Annotated in this window: 17 protein-coding genes; 10 read left to right on the top strand and 7 right to left on the bottom strand. The window is 61.7% G+C overall.

Annotation, left to right across the window (positions count from 1 at the left end):
• Positions 1-78: 78 nt before the first annotated feature.
• Entirely contained in the window at positions 79-1,296 is a 1,218-nt protein-coding gene (locus tag BM079_RS10220) for a GGDEF domain-containing protein (protein ID WP_090133651.1), read from the bottom strand.
• A gap of 261 nt (positions 1,297-1,557) precedes the next feature.
• Here BM079_RS10220 and BM079_RS10215 point away from each other — a divergent pair, with 261 nt between their 5' ends.
• A complete protein-coding gene (locus tag BM079_RS10215) occupies positions 1,558-1,971 on the top strand; it encodes a YqaA family protein (RefSeq protein ID WP_245742967.1) in 414 nt (137 codons plus the stop codon).
• Between the two features lie 84 nt (positions 1,972-2,055).
• Here the strand turns inward: BM079_RS10215 and BM079_RS10210 are convergent, their stop codons facing one another.
• A complete protein-coding gene (locus tag BM079_RS10210) occupies positions 2,056-3,369 on the bottom strand; it encodes an MFS transporter (RefSeq protein ID WP_090133646.1) in 1,314 nt (437 codons plus the stop codon).
• A gap of 270 nt (positions 3,370-3,639) precedes the next feature.
• Positions 3,640-4,545, bottom strand: coding sequence for an aldo/keto reductase family oxidoreductase (locus BM079_RS10205; protein WP_090133642.1), 906 nt, complete (start codon positions 4,543-4,545; stop codon positions 3,640-3,642).
• Positions 4,546-4,719: 174 nt separating this feature from the next.
• Here BM079_RS10205 and BM079_RS10200 point away from each other — a divergent pair, with 174 nt between their 5' ends.
• The 7 genes from BM079_RS10200 (at position 4,720) to BM079_RS10170 (ending at position 12,219) form a co-directional block, all read left to right on the top strand.
• Complete coding sequence (locus BM079_RS10200) at positions 4,720-5,433, top strand: SDR family oxidoreductase (RefSeq protein ID WP_090133639.1); 714 nt, start codon at positions 4,720-4,722, stop codon at positions 5,431-5,433.
• A gap of 121 nt (positions 5,434-5,554) precedes the next feature.
• Positions 5,555-6,424: a glutathione-dependent disulfide-bond oxidoreductase gene (gene yghU / locus BM079_RS10195; protein ID WP_090133637.1), complete on the top strand. Its 870-nt coding sequence runs from the start codon at positions 5,555-5,557 to the stop codon at positions 6,422-6,424.
• A gap of 164 nt (positions 6,425-6,588) precedes the next feature.
• Positions 6,589-7,983 carry a protoporphyrinogen oxidase gene (gene hemG / locus BM079_RS10190; protein WP_090133635.1) on the top strand — a complete coding sequence of 465 codons (1,395 nt, stop codon included), beginning with the start codon at positions 6,589-6,591 and terminating at the stop codon, positions 7,981-7,983.
• Between the two features lie 86 nt (positions 7,984-8,069).
• Complete coding sequence (locus BM079_RS10185) at positions 8,070-8,834, top strand: alpha/beta hydrolase family protein (protein WP_245742965.1); 765 nt, start codon at positions 8,070-8,072, stop codon at positions 8,832-8,834.
• Positions 8,835-8,927: 93 nt separating this feature from the next.
• Positions 8,928-10,205: a dicarboxylate/amino acid:cation symporter gene (locus BM079_RS10180; RefSeq protein WP_090133633.1), complete on the top strand. Its 1,278-nt coding sequence runs from the start codon at positions 8,928-8,930 to the stop codon at positions 10,203-10,205.
• The gene (solA, locus tag BM079_RS10175) at positions 10,202-11,377 is read left to right on the top strand and encodes an N-methyl-L-tryptophan oxidase (RefSeq protein WP_217639674.1); all 1,176 of its coding nucleotides are present in this window, start codon (positions 10,202-10,204) and stop codon (positions 11,375-11,377) included. Before BM079_RS10180 ends, solA begins: the two co-directional genes overlap by 4 nt.
• Positions 11,374-12,219, top strand: coding sequence for a putative RNA methyltransferase (locus BM079_RS10170; RefSeq protein ID WP_090133631.1), 846 nt, complete (start codon positions 11,374-11,376; stop codon positions 12,217-12,219). The genes solA and BM079_RS10170 overlap by 4 nt, the downstream gene beginning before the upstream one ends.
• Before the next feature lie 74 nt (positions 12,220-12,293).
• Here the strand turns inward: BM079_RS10170 and cyoD are convergent, their stop codons facing one another.
• The 4 genes from cyoD to BM079_RS10150 are packed head-to-tail and all read right to left on the bottom strand — an operon-like array spanning position 12,294 to position 16,469.
• Positions 12,294-12,653 carry a cytochrome o ubiquinol oxidase subunit IV gene (cyoD, locus tag BM079_RS10165; RefSeq protein WP_090133628.1) on the bottom strand — a complete coding sequence of 120 codons (360 nt, stop codon included), beginning with the start codon at positions 12,651-12,653 and terminating at the stop codon, positions 12,294-12,296.
• On the bottom strand, positions 12,650-13,291 hold the full coding sequence (locus tag BM079_RS10160) for a cytochrome c oxidase subunit 3 (RefSeq protein ID WP_090133626.1): 642 nt from the start codon (positions 13,289-13,291) through the stop codon (positions 12,650-12,652). Before BM079_RS10160 ends, cyoD begins: the two co-directional genes overlap by 4 nt.
• Complete coding sequence (locus BM079_RS10155) at positions 13,288-15,393, bottom strand: cbb3-type cytochrome c oxidase subunit I (RefSeq protein WP_245742963.1); 2,106 nt, start codon at positions 15,391-15,393, stop codon at positions 13,288-13,290. Before BM079_RS10155 ends, BM079_RS10160 begins: the two co-directional genes overlap by 4 nt.
• Positions 15,390-16,469: a cytochrome ubiquinol oxidase subunit II gene (locus BM079_RS10150; RefSeq protein WP_175489666.1), complete on the bottom strand. Its 1,080-nt coding sequence runs from the start codon at positions 16,467-16,469 to the stop codon at positions 15,390-15,392. Before BM079_RS10150 ends, BM079_RS10155 begins: the two co-directional genes overlap by 4 nt.
• 175 nt (positions 16,470-16,644) lie before the next feature.
• Here BM079_RS10150 and BM079_RS10145 point away from each other — a divergent pair, with 175 nt between their 5' ends.
• Together BM079_RS10145 and BM079_RS10140 are read left to right on the top strand one after the other, a co-directional pair.
• On the top strand, positions 16,645-17,163 hold the full coding sequence (locus tag BM079_RS10145) for a nucleoside deaminase (protein ID WP_090133620.1): 519 nt from the start codon (positions 16,645-16,647) through the stop codon (positions 17,161-17,163).
• Positions 17,164-17,639: 476 nt separating this feature from the next.
• Positions 17,640-19,109, top strand: coding sequence for a catalase (locus tag BM079_RS10140; protein ID WP_090134235.1), 1,470 nt, complete (start codon positions 17,640-17,642; stop codon positions 19,107-19,109).
• Positions 19,110-19,173: the final 64 nt, after the last annotated feature.

Here is a 19,173-nt window from a genome sequence, read left to right as displayed (position 1 = left end):
ATACCATACCCCTTTGGGCGAGGCGCTCCGAGGGCTAGAGCAGAGAAACACGCTGTACCGTACCGTCCTGCAACCCGCTCAGAGCGACCTTACCCTGCCACTGTCATAAAGCGCTGGAGAGCCATTGGGTCTGTCATGGCTGCCCCGGCCCGAGACCGTGCTGTCATACGCTTGATAGGCCACCTGGTCGCGGCCATTCGATTTCGCTTGATAGAGCGCTTCATCTGCACATTTCAACAGGTGAACGACCCCATGTTCATCGGCGTCAAACGCCATATTTTCGAGGCTCGACACGCCAACGCTGATGGTCACACAGGCCTTTTTACCCAATGATTCATTGGGCAGCTTCAGGTCTGCCACAGCGCTGCGTAAACGCTCGCCCATCAGCCGGGCCCCGGCTTCATCGGTGCCCGGCAGGACAACGGCGAATTCTTCCCCGCCATAGCGCGCCAGAAGATCGGAGGGCCTCAGGGTTACCTTTTTCGACGCCGTCGCAATCTGTTGCAGGCAGCGATCCCCTCCGGCGTGGCCATAGCGGTCATTGAAAAGCTTGAAATGATCCACATCGAACATGATGACGGACAGCGCCTGCTGGCGTCGCAGGAGTCGCGACCATTCTCGTTCGAGTTTGGCATCCAGCACTCGCCGGTTGGCAAGTCCCGTTAACGGGTCAGTGTTGCTGAGGGTTTCCAGATCTCGATTGATCAGGGTCAACTCATCCTCTGCATCATCGATCTGCTGGCGAAAGAGGTAGAGAAAAACACCGGATAGCGTCAACGCACCTGACACGCTGACAACATACATGATGTCGATCCAGGGGGAGGGCACCGGTGTCAGCGCGGTGTCGGGCGTAAACCAGACATACGATACAACATACAGCGCGCCAAACGACGTCATGATGGTGGCATACACCCGGATGCGAAGACGTTGGTAAAGAAATGCCAGTATGGAGGCGAGGGTGAAATAGAACAGATTGACGCCGGCTTCGGCGCCGATAAAGCAGGTCACGACGAACAGTTGGCAGCAGGCGTTGATCAGCAACACGTTGCTGGCCGTGTTGTGTCGTCCCGCGTGATTCAGCAGCAGTACCAGCAGATAAGCCGCCATGAACAGCAGGTTGGCGATGAATACGCCGCGATAAAAGACAAGGTCATGGAAGTAATAAAACAGCTGGTAAGGCACCGTCGCTGCAGTACCCAGCAGGCCGACCTGATTGCATAGTGCAATCTGGCGTCGCATCCTGAGTGGATTGCCTGAAGTGCCGGGCGACCAGAGCTTTTTTACCGTATCGATCATCGGCGCGCCTTATGCAGCCTGTGAGCAGAGCAGTGGCGTATTCTCGGTGACGCCCAGGGGGGCGTCGTGTTATGCCAGCAGGCGCCATGTGCGCCGAGAAGGCCTTCCTGGCCCCCGATAGACACCAATGAGGGCTGCCTTCTCATCAAAAGTTTTAGGAGTCATGGGGCAACAAGTTTAATACCTGGCGCGAGACATGCCAGCGGCCATGTCAGTCCCCATTGAAGACTCATGGCCGTCAGGCCACTTCGTGGAGGCAGGGTGTTCGATATCAGTCAGACCGGACTTTTCGTCTCGGCCCTCGTGTCAGCCACGCTCCTGCCGATGGGGTCAGAAGCCGTGCTGGCTGCCTTGCTGCTCAAGGGCGGTTCTCCTGTCACGCTGGTGCTGATCGCCACGGTGGCCAATGTGCTTGGCTCCCTGGTGAACTACGTCATGGGATACTGGGCCAATCAGGGCTGGCTGGCCCGCCAGAAACCCGATGTCATGCGTCGCGCCGAACAGCAGTTTCGTCGCTACGGATGCTGGTCACTGCTGCTGGCCTGGGTGCCGATCATCGGGGATCCGCTGACACTGATCGCAGGTATGCTGCGGGTCAACCTGCTCTGGTTTGTGGGTTTGGTGACCCTTGGAAAGGCGCTGCGTTATATCGTCCTGACGCTTCTGATTCTTTAGCCCCTCTGTTGTCGGTACACCCTTGCCGGCCCCGGGTCGGGGCGGCAGGGGACCCGTCAGGTCTGACGCTCGAGAGACAATGCCCTACAGCATACTGTCGCGGGTTTCGCGCACGCTCAGCATGGCCAGAAGACTCAGAATCGCCATGCCGACAATGTAATACCCTACCCATGACAGCCCGCCGTGTCCGACCAGCCACTGAGCGGCATAGGGGGCCAGCGACGCGCCGAGAATACCGGCGAGACTATAGGCAACGCCGGCACCCGAGTAGCGCACTCGCGTGGGCAAAAGCTCCGGCAGCAGGGCCCCCATCGGTGCGTAGATCCAGCCCATCGCCGTCAGACCGAGACACAGAAATACCAGTGTCAGGGGAATGGAGGCGCTGCTGATCAACGGCGCCAGCATCAGCCCGACCAGCATGGTAAAGATCAGCCCGCTGAGAATGACCGGCTTGCGACCAAAGCGGTCACAGGCCAGCGCCGACAGCGGCGTGGCCACGGCCATGAAAATAATGGCGAAGCACAGCATGCCCAGAAAGGTGCCACGATCGATGCCCTGGGTCTGGGTGGCGTAGTTGAGCGTAAAGACGGTCGTGATATAAAAGATGGCGTAGCAGGCCACCATGGCCAGCGTCCCCTGCAAGAGCGGTTCGCGATGATCGCGCAGCAGCTCGACCAGCGGAGCCCGGCCGGGCGGTTTTTGCTGCTCGCGGGTGAAGACCTCGGACTCCACCAGAGTGGTGCGTACATAGAGCCCGATGACCACCAGCACGGCGCTCAGCAGAAACGGAATGCGCCAGCCCCACGCCATGAAGGCCTCATCGCTGATCGACAGCAGAATCACCAGAAAGACACCGTTGGCCAGCAGAAACCCCAGCGACGGCCCCAGCTGCGGGAACATGCCGAAAAAGGCCCGTCGTCCGCGTGGGGCGTTTTCGGTAGCCAGAAGCGCCGCACCGCCCCATTCCCCACCGATACCGAGCCCCTGACACAGACGAAATACGCACAGAAGAATCGGCGCGGCAATGCCGATGCTCTGATAGCCCGGCAACAGCCCGATGCCCACCGTGGCGCCGCCCATCAGCACGAGACTGGCCACCAGTGTCGACTTGCGCCCGATACGATCACCGAAGTGACCAAAGAGAAACGAGCCCACCGGGCGGGCCACGAACGCCAGCCCGAAGCTCATGAAAGCGGCCAGCACCTGCATCTGTGAGGATTCGCCCGGAAAGAAGGTCGGGCCGATCACCAACGCCGCAGCGGTGGCAAAGATATAGAAGTCATAAAACTCGATGGTGGTGCCGGCAAGGCTTGCGATCATCACTCGGCGCGGCGTGTTGGCCGGCGCCGCGTGCACTGTGGCCTCACCGGCAACGGATGAGACAGTATCGGTGGTCATGCGGTCATGCTCCCGGAATGGCAGTGGTTCTTCGGCTTGAAGGGGCGTCGCAGTGCCCCGGGATAACGGGGAGAGAGGTGCGCCCTGGTCCATGTTCGGGTGCCAAACACGAATGATGGCCCGGCCGTGACCGGACCGGGCGTTACGCTTTCGGTTTGAAAGGGGGCAGCATTTTACCGGCCGCCAGGCGAGACGGCCCTGAGACTTTTGTGGGGTATCGCATCATGGAATAACTGGTCAACGCCCGGCGCGGCACCGGGCTCACTGGTGTCAGACGCCATGGCCCGTCCAGGGACGATCGCCTTCTTCACTCCGATAGATCCGGTCCAGCACGGCCAGTTCCGAGTGCGGCAGTACCAGATTGGCGGCATCGAGATTTTCCTCAAGATGCGAAAGCGTCGAGGTGCCCGGGATCAGCAGGATATTGGGCGAGCGCTGCAACAGCCAGGCCAGCGCCACCTGCATCGGCGTCGCTTCGATGCGTGCGGCCACTTCATCCAGCGCATCCGACTGAAGTGGTGTGAACCCGCCAAGCGGGAAGAAGGGCACATAGGGAATGTTCTGGCCGGCCAGTGCATCAATCAGCGCGTCATCCTGGCGCTGGGCCAGATTGTACTGGTTCTGCACACAGGCAACGTCGCCACTTTTCTGGGCCTCGCGCACCTGAGTGGCGGTGACGTTGCTCAGTCCCAGATGACGAATCAGGCCCCGCTCCTTCAATTCGAGCAGCGTCGTCCAGGGGGCTTCAAGCGATCCTTCCGCCGGGCCGTGGGGATCGATCATGCTGCGCAGATTGACCACCTCCAGTGTCTCGAGCCCCAGATGTCTCAGATTGTCCTCTACCGCACGGGTCAGCTCTTCGGGGGAGAGCGCCGGCAGCCAGGCCCCTTTTTCATCGCGACGGGCGCTGACCTTGGTCACGATGTGCAGCTGATCCGGATAAGGGTGCAACGCCTCGCGGATCAATTGATTGGTGATATGCGGGCCGTAGAAATCGGAGGTGTCGATATGATCGACGCCCGCCTCAATGGCGCCCTCGAGGACGCGGCGCGCCATGGCCGGGTCCTTCGGGGGGCCAAAGACACCGGGGCCGGCCAGCTGCATGGCGCCGTAACCCATGCGACACACCGGCCACTCGCCCAGCGTATAGTGCCCTGCACCGCTGATATTGATCATGCGTCTTCTCCTCGACATGGGTGACCGGAAGGCCCATCAGGGCAGGATGAACGAAAAGGGCTATGGTCAGTGTAGTCCCGGGCGTGGCCCCTGAAGATGTGGCAATGTCGCTCAAGGGAAGTTCAACCCCGAAACGGAGTAGCGTTCATGAACAAATAGGTCGAGCGGGTAGCCATGGTCACCGGCGCCTCGCGTGGTATCGGCCGGGCCATCGCCCTGAAACTGGCAGACGATGGCTTCGCCGTGGTCGTCAACTACGCCGGCAGTGCCGAGCGTGCGGCATCGGTCGTGACCGACATTGAAGCCGCCGGCGGGCGGGCACTGGCCGTCCAGGCCGATATCAGCGATGCCGCAGCGGTCGAACGTCTGTTTGCCACGGCCCTTGAAGCCTTCGGGCGGCTCGATGTGGTCGTCAATAACGCCGGCATCATGACGATGGCCCATATCAAGAGTGATGAGCTGGACGTGCTCGATCAGACGCTTGCGATCAATCTGCGTGGCAGCTGGCTGGTCATGGCCAGAGCCGGTGAAGTGCTGACCCGGGGTGGTCGTATCATTGCGCTGTCGTCGAGTGTGCTGGCGAAATCCTTTCCCGGCTATGGCGCCTATATCGCCAGCAAGGCCGGCGTCGAGGGGCTGGTCAAAGTGCTTGCCAACGAGCTGCGCGGTCGCGAGATTACGGTCAACGCCGTGGCCCCCGGCCCGGTCGCCACCGAGCTTTTTTTCGAGGGCAAGAGTGACGACACCGTGCAGCGCATTGCGGACATGGCACCACTTGAACGTCTGGGCCAGCCCGAAGAGATTGCCGCCACGGTCGCGTTTCTGACCGGCCCCGACGGCGGCTGGATCAACGCGCAGATACTGCGTGCCAACGGCGGCTTTGCCTGAAGCTGGCGGTCGGTATTCATCGAGTATGAGATTCAGGGTCGCTGTCACTTCATTAACCCGCTATCTTTTTCGTGACGTCGGGTGCCGGGCACCCCAAAGCAGGTTAACAGGGACATGTCTCATGAGTGATCAGGAATACACACCGCCCCGGGTCTGGGAGCCAAAAGAGAGCGGTGGCAAGTTTGCCAGCATCAATAGCCCCGAAGCCGGCGCCAGACATGACAGGGCGCTATCGGTCGGCAGGCATCCGTTTCAGCTTTACTCGCTGGCCACGCCCAACGGCGTGAAGGCCTCGATCATGCTCGAGGAGCTGCTGGCGCTGGGGCATGACGGCGCGGAATACGATGCCTGGCTGGTGGAGATCGGCGAGGGCGATCAGTTCGGCAGCGGCTTTGTCGCGGTCAACCCGAACTCCAAGATTCCGGCGCTGGTCGATCACACCACCGAGCCGCCCACGCGGGTGTTCGAATCCGGCTCGATCCTGCTCTATCTGGCCGAAAAGTTCGGGGCATTTTTGCCCGATGAACACGGGGCGCGTACCGAAACCATGAACTGGCTGTTCTGGCAGATGGGCAGCGCGCCGTTTCTGGGCGGTGGTTTCGGCCACTTCTATGCCTATGCGCCGGTGAAGCTCGAGTATCCGATTGATCGCTACGCCATGGAAACCAAGCGTCAGCTTGACGTGCTCAACCGCCATCTGGCCGAGAACACGTATATGGCAGGCGATGAGTACACCATTGCCGATATCGCCATCTGGTCCTGGTACGGTCAGCTGGCGCTGGGCCGGCTATATAACGCAGCGCAGTTTTTGCAGGTGGAAGACTACGAGCACGTCATGCGCTGGGCGCGCGACATCGATGCTCGCCCGGCAGTGAAGCGCGGTCGCATGGTCAATCGCACCTTCGGCGAGCCGGAAACCCAGCTCCACGAACGCCATGACGCCAGCGATTTCGAGACAAGAACGCAGGATAAAATCGGCCAAAACGACTGATAACGCCTGCATCGAGCGTTGAAGGGCCCGGCCACGCGCCGGGCTTTTTGATGTCAACGTCATACCAGAAGCACTGGCGGCGATGTGTCACGTGTCCTCAAACGTGGCGCTGCGTATGCTGGTCTGCAAGGCAACGATAATCGAACGCCCGCAGGGGGGAAGCGATGGATGAGGGCAGTATGAACGGCGATATCCATGACGTGCTCGTGGTGGGCGGTGGGGCCACGGGCCTTGCCTGCGCGCGCACCCTGGCCCGGTGCGGCAAACGGGTGGCGCTGATGGAGCGTGAAGCGCGCGTAGGCGGCAATATCAGCAGTCGGCGCGATGGCGAGTGGCAGACCGAGATCGGCCCCAACACGCTGATCATGAAGCCGCCGCTTTATCGTCTGCTCGAAGAGATGAATCTGCTGGACGAGGCGCAGTCGGCCAATCCGACGGCCAAAAAGCGTTTCGTGGCGATGGATGGCCACCCTGTGGCACTGCCAACCCATCCGCTGCGCGCGCTGAACAATCCGTTGATCGGGCGTGAAGGCTGGTCGCAGATCATTCGCGAGCCCTTCGTCAAAAAGAGCCGGGCCGAGGAGGAGAGTCTGGCCGGCTTTGTCGAGCGCCGTCTCGGTCGGCGGGTGCTGGAGCGCATGGTCGACCCCTTTGTGTCGGGCGTGTATGCCGGCGACCCGCACCGGCTCTCGGCGCAGGCCGCCATGCCGCGGCTGGTCGCCATCGAGCGAGAATACGGTTCGCTGATCCGTGGTGGCCTGACGAAGCTCTGGCAGTCGCGTCGGGCAACGCCCGAGATGCCGGCCGAGTGGCGCGGCAGGCTGGTGAGCTTCCCTTCGGGCCTTGGGCGGCTGGCCGAGCGGCTTGGCGAGGAGATCACGGCGAATGGCGGCGAGATTCAGTGCCAGTGTGAGGTTGCTGCTATCGAGAAAGGCGAACAGGGCTGGCAGATCACTGACAGCACCGGGCGTGTCTTTCGCGCGCGCGAGCTGGTGCTGGCGGTATCGGCGCCGGTGGCGATCAAACTGCTAATGGGGCTGGATGAAGCGCTGACCGCGCCGCTGGCTGAAATCGCCTACCCGTCGGTCAACGCCGTCGCTTTGGGCTTTCGACGCGAGGACATCACGCACGCCCTGGACGGCTTTGGCGTGCTGATACCGAGCGTTGAAAGGCGCCGGACGCTGGGCGCGCTTTTCTCCTCGACCATTTTCGAAGGCCGGGCGCCCGCGGGACACTGCCTGATCAACGCCTTCATCGGCGGCCGGCGTCAGCCCGAGGCCGCTGAAGGCAGTGACGCCGAGCAGGTTCAGCAGGTGCTCTACGACCTGCGTGATCTGCTCGGCATTCGCGGCGATCCGGTCTGGCAGCAGGTCAACCGCTGGCCGCAGGCCATCCCCCAGTATGAGCTGGGCCATCAGGCGCGCATTGCCCGTCTGGATCGCGCGCTTGAATATCACAACGGACTGTCGCTGGCAGGCAACTGGCGCGACGGCATCGCGGTCGGAGACTGTCTGGAAAACGGTCGGCTTCTTGGTGAACGGCTGGCCGGGCGTCTCTAGTCCGCTTTTTTGCCAGGCTCGGCCAGGTGATGGTCGCGCTGGCCTGCCAACTGGCTCAGCGATGATTTACCAGTGTGGAGAGTTCGATGATGCAGCCTGCCATTGTTCGCCGCCCCTTGCCTGGCTGGGGCACCACTTATGGACCGGCCGGCGAAGGACCGTTTCCTGCTGTCATGATTCTGCACGGTTCCGAAGGGGCCTGGTCGGGCTGGAGTCATCGCCATGCCGTGATGCTGGCGGCCCATGGTTTTCTGGCCTTTCCACTGGGCTACTCCGTTGGCGGCAATGCGTGGAATGCCGGCCAGATCATTGAGGTGCCGCTTGATCGCACCATTGAGGCCCTGCGCGCGCTTCGACATTTTGCCTTTAGCGGACCGAACTTGGGACTTCATGGCGCCTCGCGAGGCGCGGAGCATGCGCTACTGGTGACTGCCCTGATGGCACAGGAAGGGATGGAAGGCCTTCCCGAATGTGTTGCGGCGCACGCGCCGCCGGACGTCATCTGCGGCGGGTTTGACGGTCGTGTTTTCCGGGACAGTGGCGATCCGGGCTGGCAGGCGTGGGATGGCGCGCAGCGCGCCTGGTCATGGCGAGGCAGTAGCGAAGGACTTCTGCCGACCACGCCGATCGGGATCGAGCGCTATGACGGGCCGCTGTTTTTAAGCCACGGCACGGCGGATACCCTGTGGTCGGTCAATATGACGCGCCGTCTTGAAGCGCGTCTCAAACAATACGGACGCACGCCCGAAGTGGTTTATCTGGAAGGCGAAGGGCATATCCTGAATGATGAGGCCGAAAATGACTGGCACGGCCGGTTACTGCACTTTTTTGCCCGCACGTTAATGGCATAATCCCCGCCCGAAGCAGAGCGGCCGTATTTCGGGCCGCGCCAGGCGTGCCATAGCGCCCTGGTCAAGCTTGTTTCTCGTCTTCAAGGATGTCTGATGAAAACCCTGTTTCGCGCCTATTTAAAGGCCTCCCTGATCCTGCGCATCACGCTGGCACTGGTGCTGGGGGTACTGGCCGGTCTGTTCGGCGGTGAGTATGTGACCTGGCTTTCGCCACTGGGCGATCTGCTGCTGCGTCTTTTGCAGTTTCTGATCGTGCCCATCGTGCTCTTTACCCTGATGGTCGGTATCAACCAGGCCGATGCCGGCAGGATGGGGCGCATCGGGCGCAAGGTGCTGCTCTATTACGTGGTGACCACAGCGTTGGCGATCGTGGTGGGACTGGCGGTGGCCACGCTCTTTAATCCGGGGCAGGGCCTGACGCTGGATACCAATGCCAGTGTCAGCGTGCCGGACAATCCCGGGCTGGTACAGGTGCTGTTGAACATTGTGCCCAGCAACATCGTCTCGGCATTTGCCGAGCCCAATCTACTGGGGATTATCTTCACCGCGGTGGTGTTTGGCCTGGCGCTGCTGTTCATGCGTTCCAGTGATGCCCAGCGCGAGATGGGGGATCACCTCTATCGCCTGCTGGAAGGGTTCAACGCCGTGACCATGACGGTGATGGCCGGTGTTCTGCACGTTGTACCCATCGGTGTGTTTGCCATCGTGGCCAATACCGTCAGCCAGCAGGGGCTTGAGACCCTCCTGTCGCTGGGCGACATGGTGATGGTGCTCTATATCGCGCTGGGTGTGCACCTGCTGGTCTACTGCGTGTTGATGAAACTCTTTGGCGTGAGACTCCGGGACTTTTTCCGTGAGGCGCGCACGCCCATGGCGACAGCCTTTGCGACCCAGAGCAGCACCGGGGTGCTGCCGCTGAGTCTCAACGCTGCCCATCGCATGAGATTGCCCCAGCCACTGTATGGCTTCAGTCTGCCGCTGGGGGCCACCATCAACATGGATGGCGCGGCGATCCGTATCGCCATTTCGGCGGTGTTTGCCGCCAACGTGATGGGCACACCGCTGGACATCGCCACCATGTTGCAGATCGTGCTGATCGGCACGCTGATCTCGATCGGCACCGCCGGCGTGCCGGGCGCGGGCATCGTGATGATCGCCACCGTGTTTTCACAGGTCGGGTTGCCGATTGAGACCGTCGCGCTTTTGACCTCGATCGATGCGCTGGTGGGCATGGGCTGTACGGCCCTCAATGTCACCGGTGATCTGGCCGGCACGGCGCTGATCGCGCGCAGCGAGCGCAAGGGGCGCCGTCGCTCCGGTCAGCCGGCAAGCGCCCTTGTTGAATCCGCCAAAAAGGAGCCGCGGCTGTGACGGCCTTGAGTAACGACTATCCGGACACCGACTATCTGATCATCGGCGCCGGCAGCATGGGACTGGCGACCGCCGACTGGCTCGCCCGACACAGTGATGCCAGCGTGCAGCTGCTTGATGCCTTTAGTCCACCTCATGAGCACGGGGCGCATCACGGTGAAACGCGTCTGCTGCGTCAGGCCTACGGCGAGGGCAGCAGCTATGTGCCGCTGGCCCGACGCGCGCTCAAGCTCTGGAGAGAGCTGGAACAAGAGAGCGGCGAGACGCTGTTTCTGCCCACCGGCGTAGTCAACGTCGGCCCGCCCGGGGCACCCTTTATCGACCAGGTCGAGGCCAGCGCCCGACAGCACGGCCTGGCGCTCGACAGCCTGCCCGGTGATCAGGTGTCAAGCCGCTGGCCCGGCTGGGCGCTGGATGAAGCCATGCATGGCTGTTTCGAGCCTGAGGCCGGGGTGCTGTATGTCGAGCGGATTCTGGCCTGCTGGCGTGAACGCGTTGAGCAAAACCCGCAGATAGCGCTTGCCACCGGCGCGCAGGTGATCCGGCTCGAGGCCGGCGAGCAGGGCGGCTGGGTGGCCGTCTGTGCCGATGGTCGGCGCTTTGGCGCCGGGCGTGTGCTGCTCTCCAGCGGTCAGCATGTGGCACCGCTGATGGCAGGGCTTGGGGTTGATCTGCCACTCACGCGAGTGCGCAAGACCTTTGCCTGGTATGCATGTGATGCCCGCTACGCGCAGGATCACTTTCCGGGCTTCAGCCTGACCACGCCGTCAGGCGCTATTTATTACGGTTTTCCCGACATTGACGGCGCCGGTTTCAAGATCGGCCGCCATGACAGCGGTCAGCCGCTGGTGCCGGGCGAGGCGATGGCGCCCTTTGGTGAGCACGAGGATGATGTTCGCGAGCTCCAGCAGGTGGTGGACCGCTACTTTCCGGGCGTTGGCGCACTGCGCTCTGGTGCGGTGTGCCAGTACATTCGCACGTCTGATGAGCATTTTCTGATCGATGAACCGCTGCCGGGGTTGATTGTGGCCGGCGGCTTTTCCGGTCACGGCTTCAAGTTCGCCAGTGCGCTGGGCGAGGCGCTGGGGCTCTGGCTGGACCAGGGACGCCGCCTGCCGGAGCTTGCCCTGTTCGCCCTGGCGCGCCTGTCCGATCAGGGCGTGGCGTTATGAGCGTTGTGCCCTTCAAAGCGCTGCGCTGCCCGCTGGACGGTGCGCCACTGTCGCGTGTGGACGGTGGCTGGCGCTGTCCGCAGGGCCACAGCTTTGATGTGTCGCGTCAGGGCCACGTCAATCTGCTGCCGGTTCAGAACAAGCGCTCCCGCGACCCGGGCGACAGCAAATTGATGATTGCTGCACGGCGGCGGTTTCTCGAAGCCGGTCACTATCAGGCCATCGCCGGGGCCGTCAGCCGCCGCATACTGGCCCATGCGCCCGAGCGCACGCCGCTGGCCGTACTGGATGCCGGCTGCGGTGAGGGCTATTACCTGCGCGCGCTGGCCGGGGTGAACGACGGCGGGCGTGAACTTGCGGTGCTGGGGCTGGATATCTCCCGCTGGGCAGTGCAGGCGGCGGCCGGGCAGGACAAGCGCATGGCCTGGGTCGTGGGCAGTAACGCCGCACTTCCGGTGCCGGATCAGTCTCTGGATGTGGTGCTGTGCATGTTCGGATTCCCGACGCCGGCCGAGTTCGCCCGCGTGCTCAAACCCGGCGGGCTGCTGCTGGAAATCGAGGCCGGGCCCGATCATTTGCGTGAACTGCGCGAGATCATCTACCCGACGCTCAAGGCGCCACGTGACATGAGCAGTGCGCCAGCAGATGGCTTTCATGCCGGCGGCAGCGAGACTGTGCGGGAGACCTGCCGGCTCGGACAACGTGACGAGATCGAGGACCTGCTGGTGATGACACCGCACCTTTATCGCGCCAGCGCCGAGGGGCGCGAGCGGGCGCTGGCGCTCGAGCAGCTCGACATCACCCTGGATGTTCACCTCAAGGCCAGCCTCCGCAACGGATAGCGCGTAACTGAACCATCCATTAAAAAACCCCGGCCAGGCCGGGTTTTTTTTAATGCGTCAGATGCCGTGACGACTCAGGGCATCATGTCGGGCAGCATGCGCTGGTAGAGATCAAACAGAATCCACAGCGTACCGCCGCATAGAATGATCAGAATCAGCACCGTGAACAGGATCAGCAGCAGGTCCTCGCGCTTGCTGCGATCCAGCGTGATATGCAGGAAAAAGCGCAGATGCACGACAACCTGAATCAGCGCGCAGGCGCCGATGGTCAGCCACAGCGTCATGCGCTCGACGGCCGTGAAGGCCAGCATGGCAAAGGGGATCAGCGTCAACACCAGCGCCAGACCAAACCCCCACAGGTAGCTGCGCTGTTCGCGGGCCTTTTTCTGCGCCCTTTGCGCGGCGCTGTCCTGCTCGACACCGGATGCACTCATGACAGCCCTCCCAGATAGACCAGCGAGAAAATACCGATCCAGACGATGTCCAGAAAGTGCCACAGGATGCCAAGGCGCAGAATGCCGGTCTTGACCGGCGCATCGAGACCGTGGACGGCCATCTGACCCAGAAGTGCCACCAGCCAGACGCTCGCGCCGGCAACGTGCAGGCCGTGCAGCGGCACCAGCGAGAAAAACGCTGACAGATAGCCGCTGCGCGAGGGCACGCCGCCCTTTTCGAACATGGTGTGAAAGTCCCTGAGCTCGAAAAAGAGAAACGCAAAGCCCAGTGCCAGAGTGATCAGAAGCCACATTACCAGGCGCCTTTTTTCCTGATACTTGAGCGCGATCGATGCCATGCCGAAGGTGGCGCTGCTGACCAGCAACAACATGGTCTGAATCAGGACGCTTTTCAGCTCGAAAAGCGCCTTTGGGCCGGGGCCGCCAGCGGTGCCGCCGAGCATGGTGACATAGGTCGCCATCAGCAGGCCGAAGATGATCAGATCGCTCATCATGAAGACCCAGAAGCCGAAGACCATCTCTTCGCGGCTGTCGGCCTCGTGAGCGTGATCGGCACCCAGGTTGAGCCCGGGATGACGGGCCTGTGGCCGGGGCAGGGCAAGGGGGCGCTGGCTCATTGCACGGCTCCTTCAACGGGGGGCATGGCCCGGCCATGATTGTCCGTGGACTGCTCCCGGGAGCGGTCGATCGGTGCGGTCTGGCGCAGGCGTTCAAGCCAGCGCTCGTGGGTGGTTCTGACCTCATCGGCGCTGATGATGCGATGGGTATGGCGCACGAAACCACGCCCCACGATAGCGGCCAGGGTGATCACGCCGGCGGCAATCACCAGCCACCACATGTACCACACCAGACCGAACGCCATGGCCAGGCTGGTGAGGCCGATGACAACGCCCATAACGCTGTTGGCCGGCATCTCGATATCACCGTAGTGATCCGGAACGCGCCAGGCGCGGCCACCTTCCTTCTCGGTCATGAAGGCATCCAGACTGTGGACTTCGGGAATCACCGGGAAGTTGTACTCCGGCGGCGGCGAGGCGGTTGACCACTCCAGTGTACGGCCGTCCCACGGGTCGCCGGCGAACACGTTGTTGGTGTGGCGGTCGCGAATGCTCACCCACAGCTGAATCAGAAGGCACAGCAGCGCACACAGGATCGCCAGCGCGCCGATGCCGGCCACGATCATCCACGGCACATACTGCGGCTCGAAATACGCCACCGACCGGCGTGGCATGCCCATCATGCCCAGCACGTAGAGCGGGAAGAAGGCGAGCATGAAACCGATGATCCAGCAAAAGGCCGCCCGATAGCCCCAGCGCTCTTCCAGACGAAAGCCGGTGGCCTTGGGGAACCAGAAGTTGGTGGCGCTCAACATGCCGAACAAGAGCCCGGGGATCAGCATGTTGTGAAAGTGAGCGACCAGGAACAGCGAGTTGTGCACCTGATAGTCCACGCTGGGCGTGGCCAGAATGATGCCGGTCATGCCGCCGAGCACGAACAGCATGATAAAGCCGATCGCATAGACCATCGGCACCGACAGGCGAATGCGGCCGCGATACATGGTCAGCATCCAGTCATAGACCTTCACGCCGGTCGGGATGCCGATCAGCATGGTGGCAATGCCGAAGGCGGCATTGATGTGGGCACTCTGTCCCATGGTGAAAAAGTGATGCAGCCAGACGGTGAACGACAGCACCGCGATGCACATGGTGGCGATGACCAGAATTTTATAGCCGTAGATGCGCTTGCCAGAGAAAGTGGCAAAGACTTCGGAGAAGATGCCAAAGGGTGGCAGGATCAGGATATAGACCTCGGGGTGTCCGAAGGCCCAGAACAGGTTGACGTAGTTCATCATGTTGCCACCCAGGTCGGTGGTGAACATATGAAAATCGAGATAGCGGTCCAGCGCCAGAAGCCCGGTGGCGACCGTCAGCGGCGGCATGCCGAAAATCATCAGGATCGCGGTGCAAAGTGCCGTCCAGGTAAAGAGCGGCATGCGCATGAGTGTCATGCCCGGGGCGCGCTTTTTGAAGATGGTGACGGCGAAATTGACCCCGGTCAGGGTCGAGGACAGGGTCGACAGCGTCACCGCCCAGATCCAGTAATCCACCCCCGCACCCGGATTGCGTGCCAGCTCGGTAAAGGGCGGATAGCCGGTCCAGCCTCCGATCGAAAAGGGGGCCAGCACCAGCGAGATCATCACCAGCGCCGCACCGGCCGCCGTCAGCCCCAGGCTGACCTGATTGAGCACCGGAAAGGAGAGATCCCGCGCGCCGATCTGAAGCGGCATCACATAGTTGATGATGCCGGTGAGAAACGGCATGGCCATGAAAAAGACCATGATGGTGCCGTGGGTGGTGAACAGCTGGCCGAAGTGCTCGGCGGTCAGAAAGCCGCTGTCGAGCCCGACCGCCTGCTGGGCACGCATGAAAACGGCCTCGACGATGGCGCGCGCCAGCATGACCAGCGCAATCACGATGAACATGATGCCGATCTTCTTGTGATCGGGGCTGGTCAGCCACTCGGACCACAGATACCTCCACTTGCCCAGCCACGTCACCAGTATGACGGCCGCCAGTGCCCCGAGGACCACCATGCCGGCGGCGCCGGTGGCGATCACGCCGTTGATGATGCTTAGCCAGGAGTGGTCGGTGAGCATGCTCCAGAAGGGCAGGGCGTCCCAGCCGAGACGCCCGAAGATCAGGCTTGTAGTATCGCTCACGGCTGCGCCTCCTTGCGCTCATGAGAGGGCGACGATGATTCGGCAGACTCAGGTTCTGAAGACTCGGGGGCGGCAGACGTCGACTCGGAAGATGAAGACTGGTCACTTTCGGATGTCTGAACCACGCTGGTGCGCGTCGTGCCGAGCTGGGGCGGGGCGACATTCAGCGCCGACCAGTCAATCGGCGAGCCGCCCATGATGGTGTGAAAGAGCCCCTCCGGCACCTGCGAGAAGCGGATCACCGCATCGGTGTCACTGGTGTCAAGGCCAAGGGCGCGCGCGGTCTCACGATTGTCACCCTTGTCGGCAATAATGGCGTAGGTGTCCTGATCCAGCGGCCGGCCCTGACGGCGCGTGCGCGCCACAAACGCATCAAAGGCGTTATCCTCCACGGCGCGGGTGATAAAGCGCTGGTGGTGGAAGCCCTCACCGTTGTACTGCATGTTCTTGCCCTCGAAGCGGCCCGGATGGTCGGCCTCGAGATGCAGCTTCGTCACCATGCGGTTCATGACGTCAATCTGGCTGCCCAGCGCCGGGATGAAAAAGGACTGCAGGACCGTGGCCGAGGTCAGCTCAAGGGCAATCGGTCGATCCGCCGGAATGACCAGCTGGCCCATCGTGGCGATGCCCTGATCGGGATAGATGAACAGCCACTTCCAGTCATAGCCCACCACCTGAATCTCGAGCGGTGGCTTGTCACTGGCGATGGAACGATAAGGATCAAGCTCATGGGTCTGGCGCCAGATATACACGCCCAGAATGGCCACGATCAAAAGGGGCACCGCCCACATGATGATATCCAGCCAGCGTGACATGTCCCATTTGGGACGATAGACCGCGTGGCCACGATAGCGGTAGCGCCAGAGAATCAGCGGCGTCTGGATGATCACCGGAATCACCACGACCATTACCAGCGCAATGACGACCCAGAAGTGGTGGCGCTGGGCCTGGGCGATCGGCCCCTGCGGATTCATGAACCCCGGCATGTCCGAGCCACAGCCTGACAGCAACAGCATGGGGATAAGCAGAACGTATCGGCTACCCTGCCGGAGAAAATGTTCTATACGTCCCGACACGGACATATCTCCTCGATCCTTGATGAGCGTCCTGAGCCTCGACGGGTTTCGAGGCGGCCTCACTATAGCCAGGGATTGTCACTTAAGCATTGCTGAAATTTACAATCGAGATATTTTTCGTGCTCGATTAATACGTTCCAACTCTTACGCTCCAATTCCGAAGGATGCGCAGTCAATGATCAATGAACAGGCCCGGGTCCATCTTGAGCGCTGTATAGCACTGGCACGCGAGGCGCTTGAAGCGGGAGATGACCCCTTCGGCAGCGTGCTGGTCGATGGCAATGGCGAAATGCTGTGCGAGGCGCGCAATCGGGTGGTTACTGGAGAGGCGACCGAACATCCCGAGCTGACGCTGGCACGCTGGGCAGCGGCCAACATGGCGCCTGAGGCGCGGACGCAGGCGACAGTCTATACCTCCGGGGAGCACTGTCCGATGTGCGCCGCTGCGCATGCGTGGGCGGGGCTGGGTCGCATCGTCTTTATCAGCTCCTCCGAGCAGCTGGGAGAATGGCTGGCCCGCCTGGGGGCACCGGCCTCTCCGGTGAGAATGCTTTCGATCCGGGAGGTGGCGCCTGACGTGGCGGTCGAAGGGCCGGTACCGGCGCTGGTGGATGAGGTTCGGGCGCTGCATGAGCACCGTCACGGTGGTGGGCACCGAACCGTTTTGCCGATCACCGGCTCGTTCGAGCGTTAGGCATACTGGGCAAGGCATTGTGGATCGGGCCGGTTGGCGAGCTTTTCTGGATCGATTGAAACGTGATCCCGGGGCTTGATGGCAGCGAACCGCCGGATCATCGAGACGTCAACGGGGCGCATCAGGAGATGGGATCTCACGATGGCTTGAATAGGCTTTTATTATCGATAAATCGTTTCAATCAATTGTTTGATGTCCGATAGGCCGCGTCAACGCTGGCTTCCGGGAGAGGAGCGGCTATCGGTGCCCGTTCGGCCGAGGGTTGCAGAGGCGCCAAAAGGCCCGACAGTCACTGGCAGGGCGTTGGACAGCTCCCCCTGACATTATTTATAACCTTGCTTCTCTGCCTTGATGACCGCCAGCAGGATGCGTGGTTCGGGCAGGCCATGGCGGTGACGTTGCGAACACTATCGTGATGGCCATGAGCACGACGTGTGGCGGTCAAGCGTCACATTGATGAACAGGGAGAGACCACCGTGACTAATGATAATCGCAAGCCAACCACCACCGATGCCGGGATTCCGGTCTCCAGCGATGAACACTCGCTTTCTGTCGGGCCCGACGGCCCGATCGTGCTCCACGATCACTACCTGATGGAGCAGATGGCGGCCTTCAATCGGGAAATGATCCCCGACCGCCAGCCGCATGCCAAGGGGGGGGGCGCCTTCGGCCACTTCGAGGTGACACACGACGTCAGCCGCTACACGAAGGCGGCGTTCCTGCAGCCCGGCAAGAAGACCGACATGGTGGCACGCTTTTCCACTGTGGCAGGGGAGTCCGGAAGCCCGGATACCTGGCGCGACCCGCGCGGTTTTGCCCTGAAGTTCTACACCGAGGAAGGCAACTTCGACATGGTGGGGAATAATACCCCCGTGTTCTTCGTGCGCGACCCGCTCAAGTTTCAGCACTTTATCCATTCGCAGAAGCGTCGTGCCGACAATGGTCTGCGCGATCACGACATGCAGTGGGATTTCTGGACGCTGTCGCCGGAATCTGCCCATCAGGTCACCTGGCTGATGGGCGATCGCGGTGTACCGGCCACCTGGCGCCATATGAACGGCTACTCCAGCCATACCTACATGTGGGTCAACGAAGAAGGCGAGCGTTTCTGGGTCAAGTATCATTTCAAGACCGATCAGGGCATCAAGTGCATGACTCAGGAACAGGCGGATCAGATGGCGGGGTCGGATGCTGACTACCACCGTCGCGACCTGTTCAACGCCATCGATCGCGGCGATCATCCGACCTGGACGCTGCATGTGCAGATCATGCCGTTCGAGGATGCCAAAACCTATCGCATCAACCCGTTCGATCTGACCAAGATCTGGCCGCACGAGGACTACCCGCTGATCGAGGTGGGTAAAATGACGCTGGATCGCAACCCGATCGATTTCCATACCGAGATCGAGCAGGCCGCATTTCAGCCCAACAACTCGGTACCGGGAACCGGTTTTTCACCGGACAAGATGCTGCTGGCACGTACCATCTCCTACGCTGATGCGCACCGCGCACGTCTGGGGGTGAACTATCAGCAGATTCCGGTCAACTCGCCAAAGTGCGCTCCTGTCAACAGCTACAGCAAGGGCGGCCGCATGCGCATCTCCAACGTCAGCGATCCGGTCTATGCGCCCAACAGCAAGGGCGGTTCCCATGCTGATGCGCAGCGCTATCCGGAAACCTCGACCTGGCAGGCCGACGGTGAGTTCGTGCGTGCCGCCTACACGCTGCGCAAGGACGATGGCGACTTCAATCAGGCCAATGACCTGGTCAACAAGGTCATGGATCAGGAGGCGCGCGATCGTCTGGTCAACAACATCGTCGGGCACGTCAGTGCCGGCGTTGAAGAGCCGGTGCTCTCGCGGGTCTTCGAGTACTGGAAAAACGTCGATGAAACCATCGGTCGGCGCGTGGAAGAGGGCGTGATGGCCAACCGCCAGCAGCAGTAAGGCCTGACGGATCGCCTGAACCAGAAACGGCTCGCCTGTGGCGAGCCGTTTTTTTGTGCCTTCA

The sequence above is a fragment of the Kushneria avicenniae genome (assembly GCF_900112585.1).
GTDB lineage: Bacteria > Pseudomonadota > Gammaproteobacteria > Pseudomonadales > Halomonadaceae > Kushneria > Kushneria avicenniae.
This window is presented reverse-complemented; position numbering and strand designations above follow the sequence as displayed.

Excerpts from the sequence above, each read along its gene's own strand:
- BM079_RS10220 (WP_090133651.1), bottom strand. The coding sequence starts at position 1,296 with ATGATCGATACGGTAAAAAAGCTCTGGTCGCCCGGCACTTCAGGCAAT.
- BM079_RS10210 (WP_090133646.1), bottom strand. The coding sequence starts at position 3,369 with ATGACCACCGATACTGTCTCATCCGTTGCCGGTGAGGCCACAGTGCAC.
- BM079_RS10205 (WP_090133642.1), bottom strand. The coding sequence starts at position 4,545 with ATGATCAATATCAGCGGTGCAGGGCACTATACGCTGGGCGAGTGGCCG.
- BM079_RS10200 (WP_090133639.1), top strand. The coding sequence starts at position 4,720 with ATGGTCACCGGCGCCTCGCGTGGTATCGGCCGGGCCATCGCCCTGAAA.
- yghU (WP_090133637.1), top strand. The coding sequence starts at position 5,555 with ATGAGTGATCAGGAATACACACCGCCCCGGGTCTGGGAGCCAAAAGAG.
- hemG (WP_090133635.1), top strand. The coding sequence starts at position 6,589 with ATGGATGAGGGCAGTATGAACGGCGATATCCATGACGTGCTCGTGGTG.
- BM079_RS10185 (WP_245742965.1), top strand. The coding sequence starts at position 8,070 with ATGATGCAGCCTGCCATTGTTCGCCGCCCCTTGCCTGGCTGGGGCACC.
- BM079_RS10180 (WP_090133633.1), top strand. The coding sequence starts at position 8,928 with ATGAAAACCCTGTTTCGCGCCTATTTAAAGGCCTCCCTGATCCTGCGC.
- BM079_RS10170 (WP_090133631.1), top strand. The coding sequence starts at position 11,374 with ATGAGCGTTGTGCCCTTCAAAGCGCTGCGCTGCCCGCTGGACGGTGCG.
- cyoD (WP_090133628.1), bottom strand. The coding sequence starts at position 12,653 with ATGAGTGCATCCGGTGTCGAGCAGGACAGCGCCGCGCAAAGGGCGCAG.
- BM079_RS10160 (WP_090133626.1), bottom strand. The coding sequence starts at position 13,291 with ATGAGCCAGCGCCCCCTTGCCCTGCCCCGGCCACAGGCCCGTCATCCC.
- BM079_RS10145 (WP_090133620.1), top strand. The coding sequence starts at position 16,645 with ATGATCAATGAACAGGCCCGGGTCCATCTTGAGCGCTGTATAGCACTG.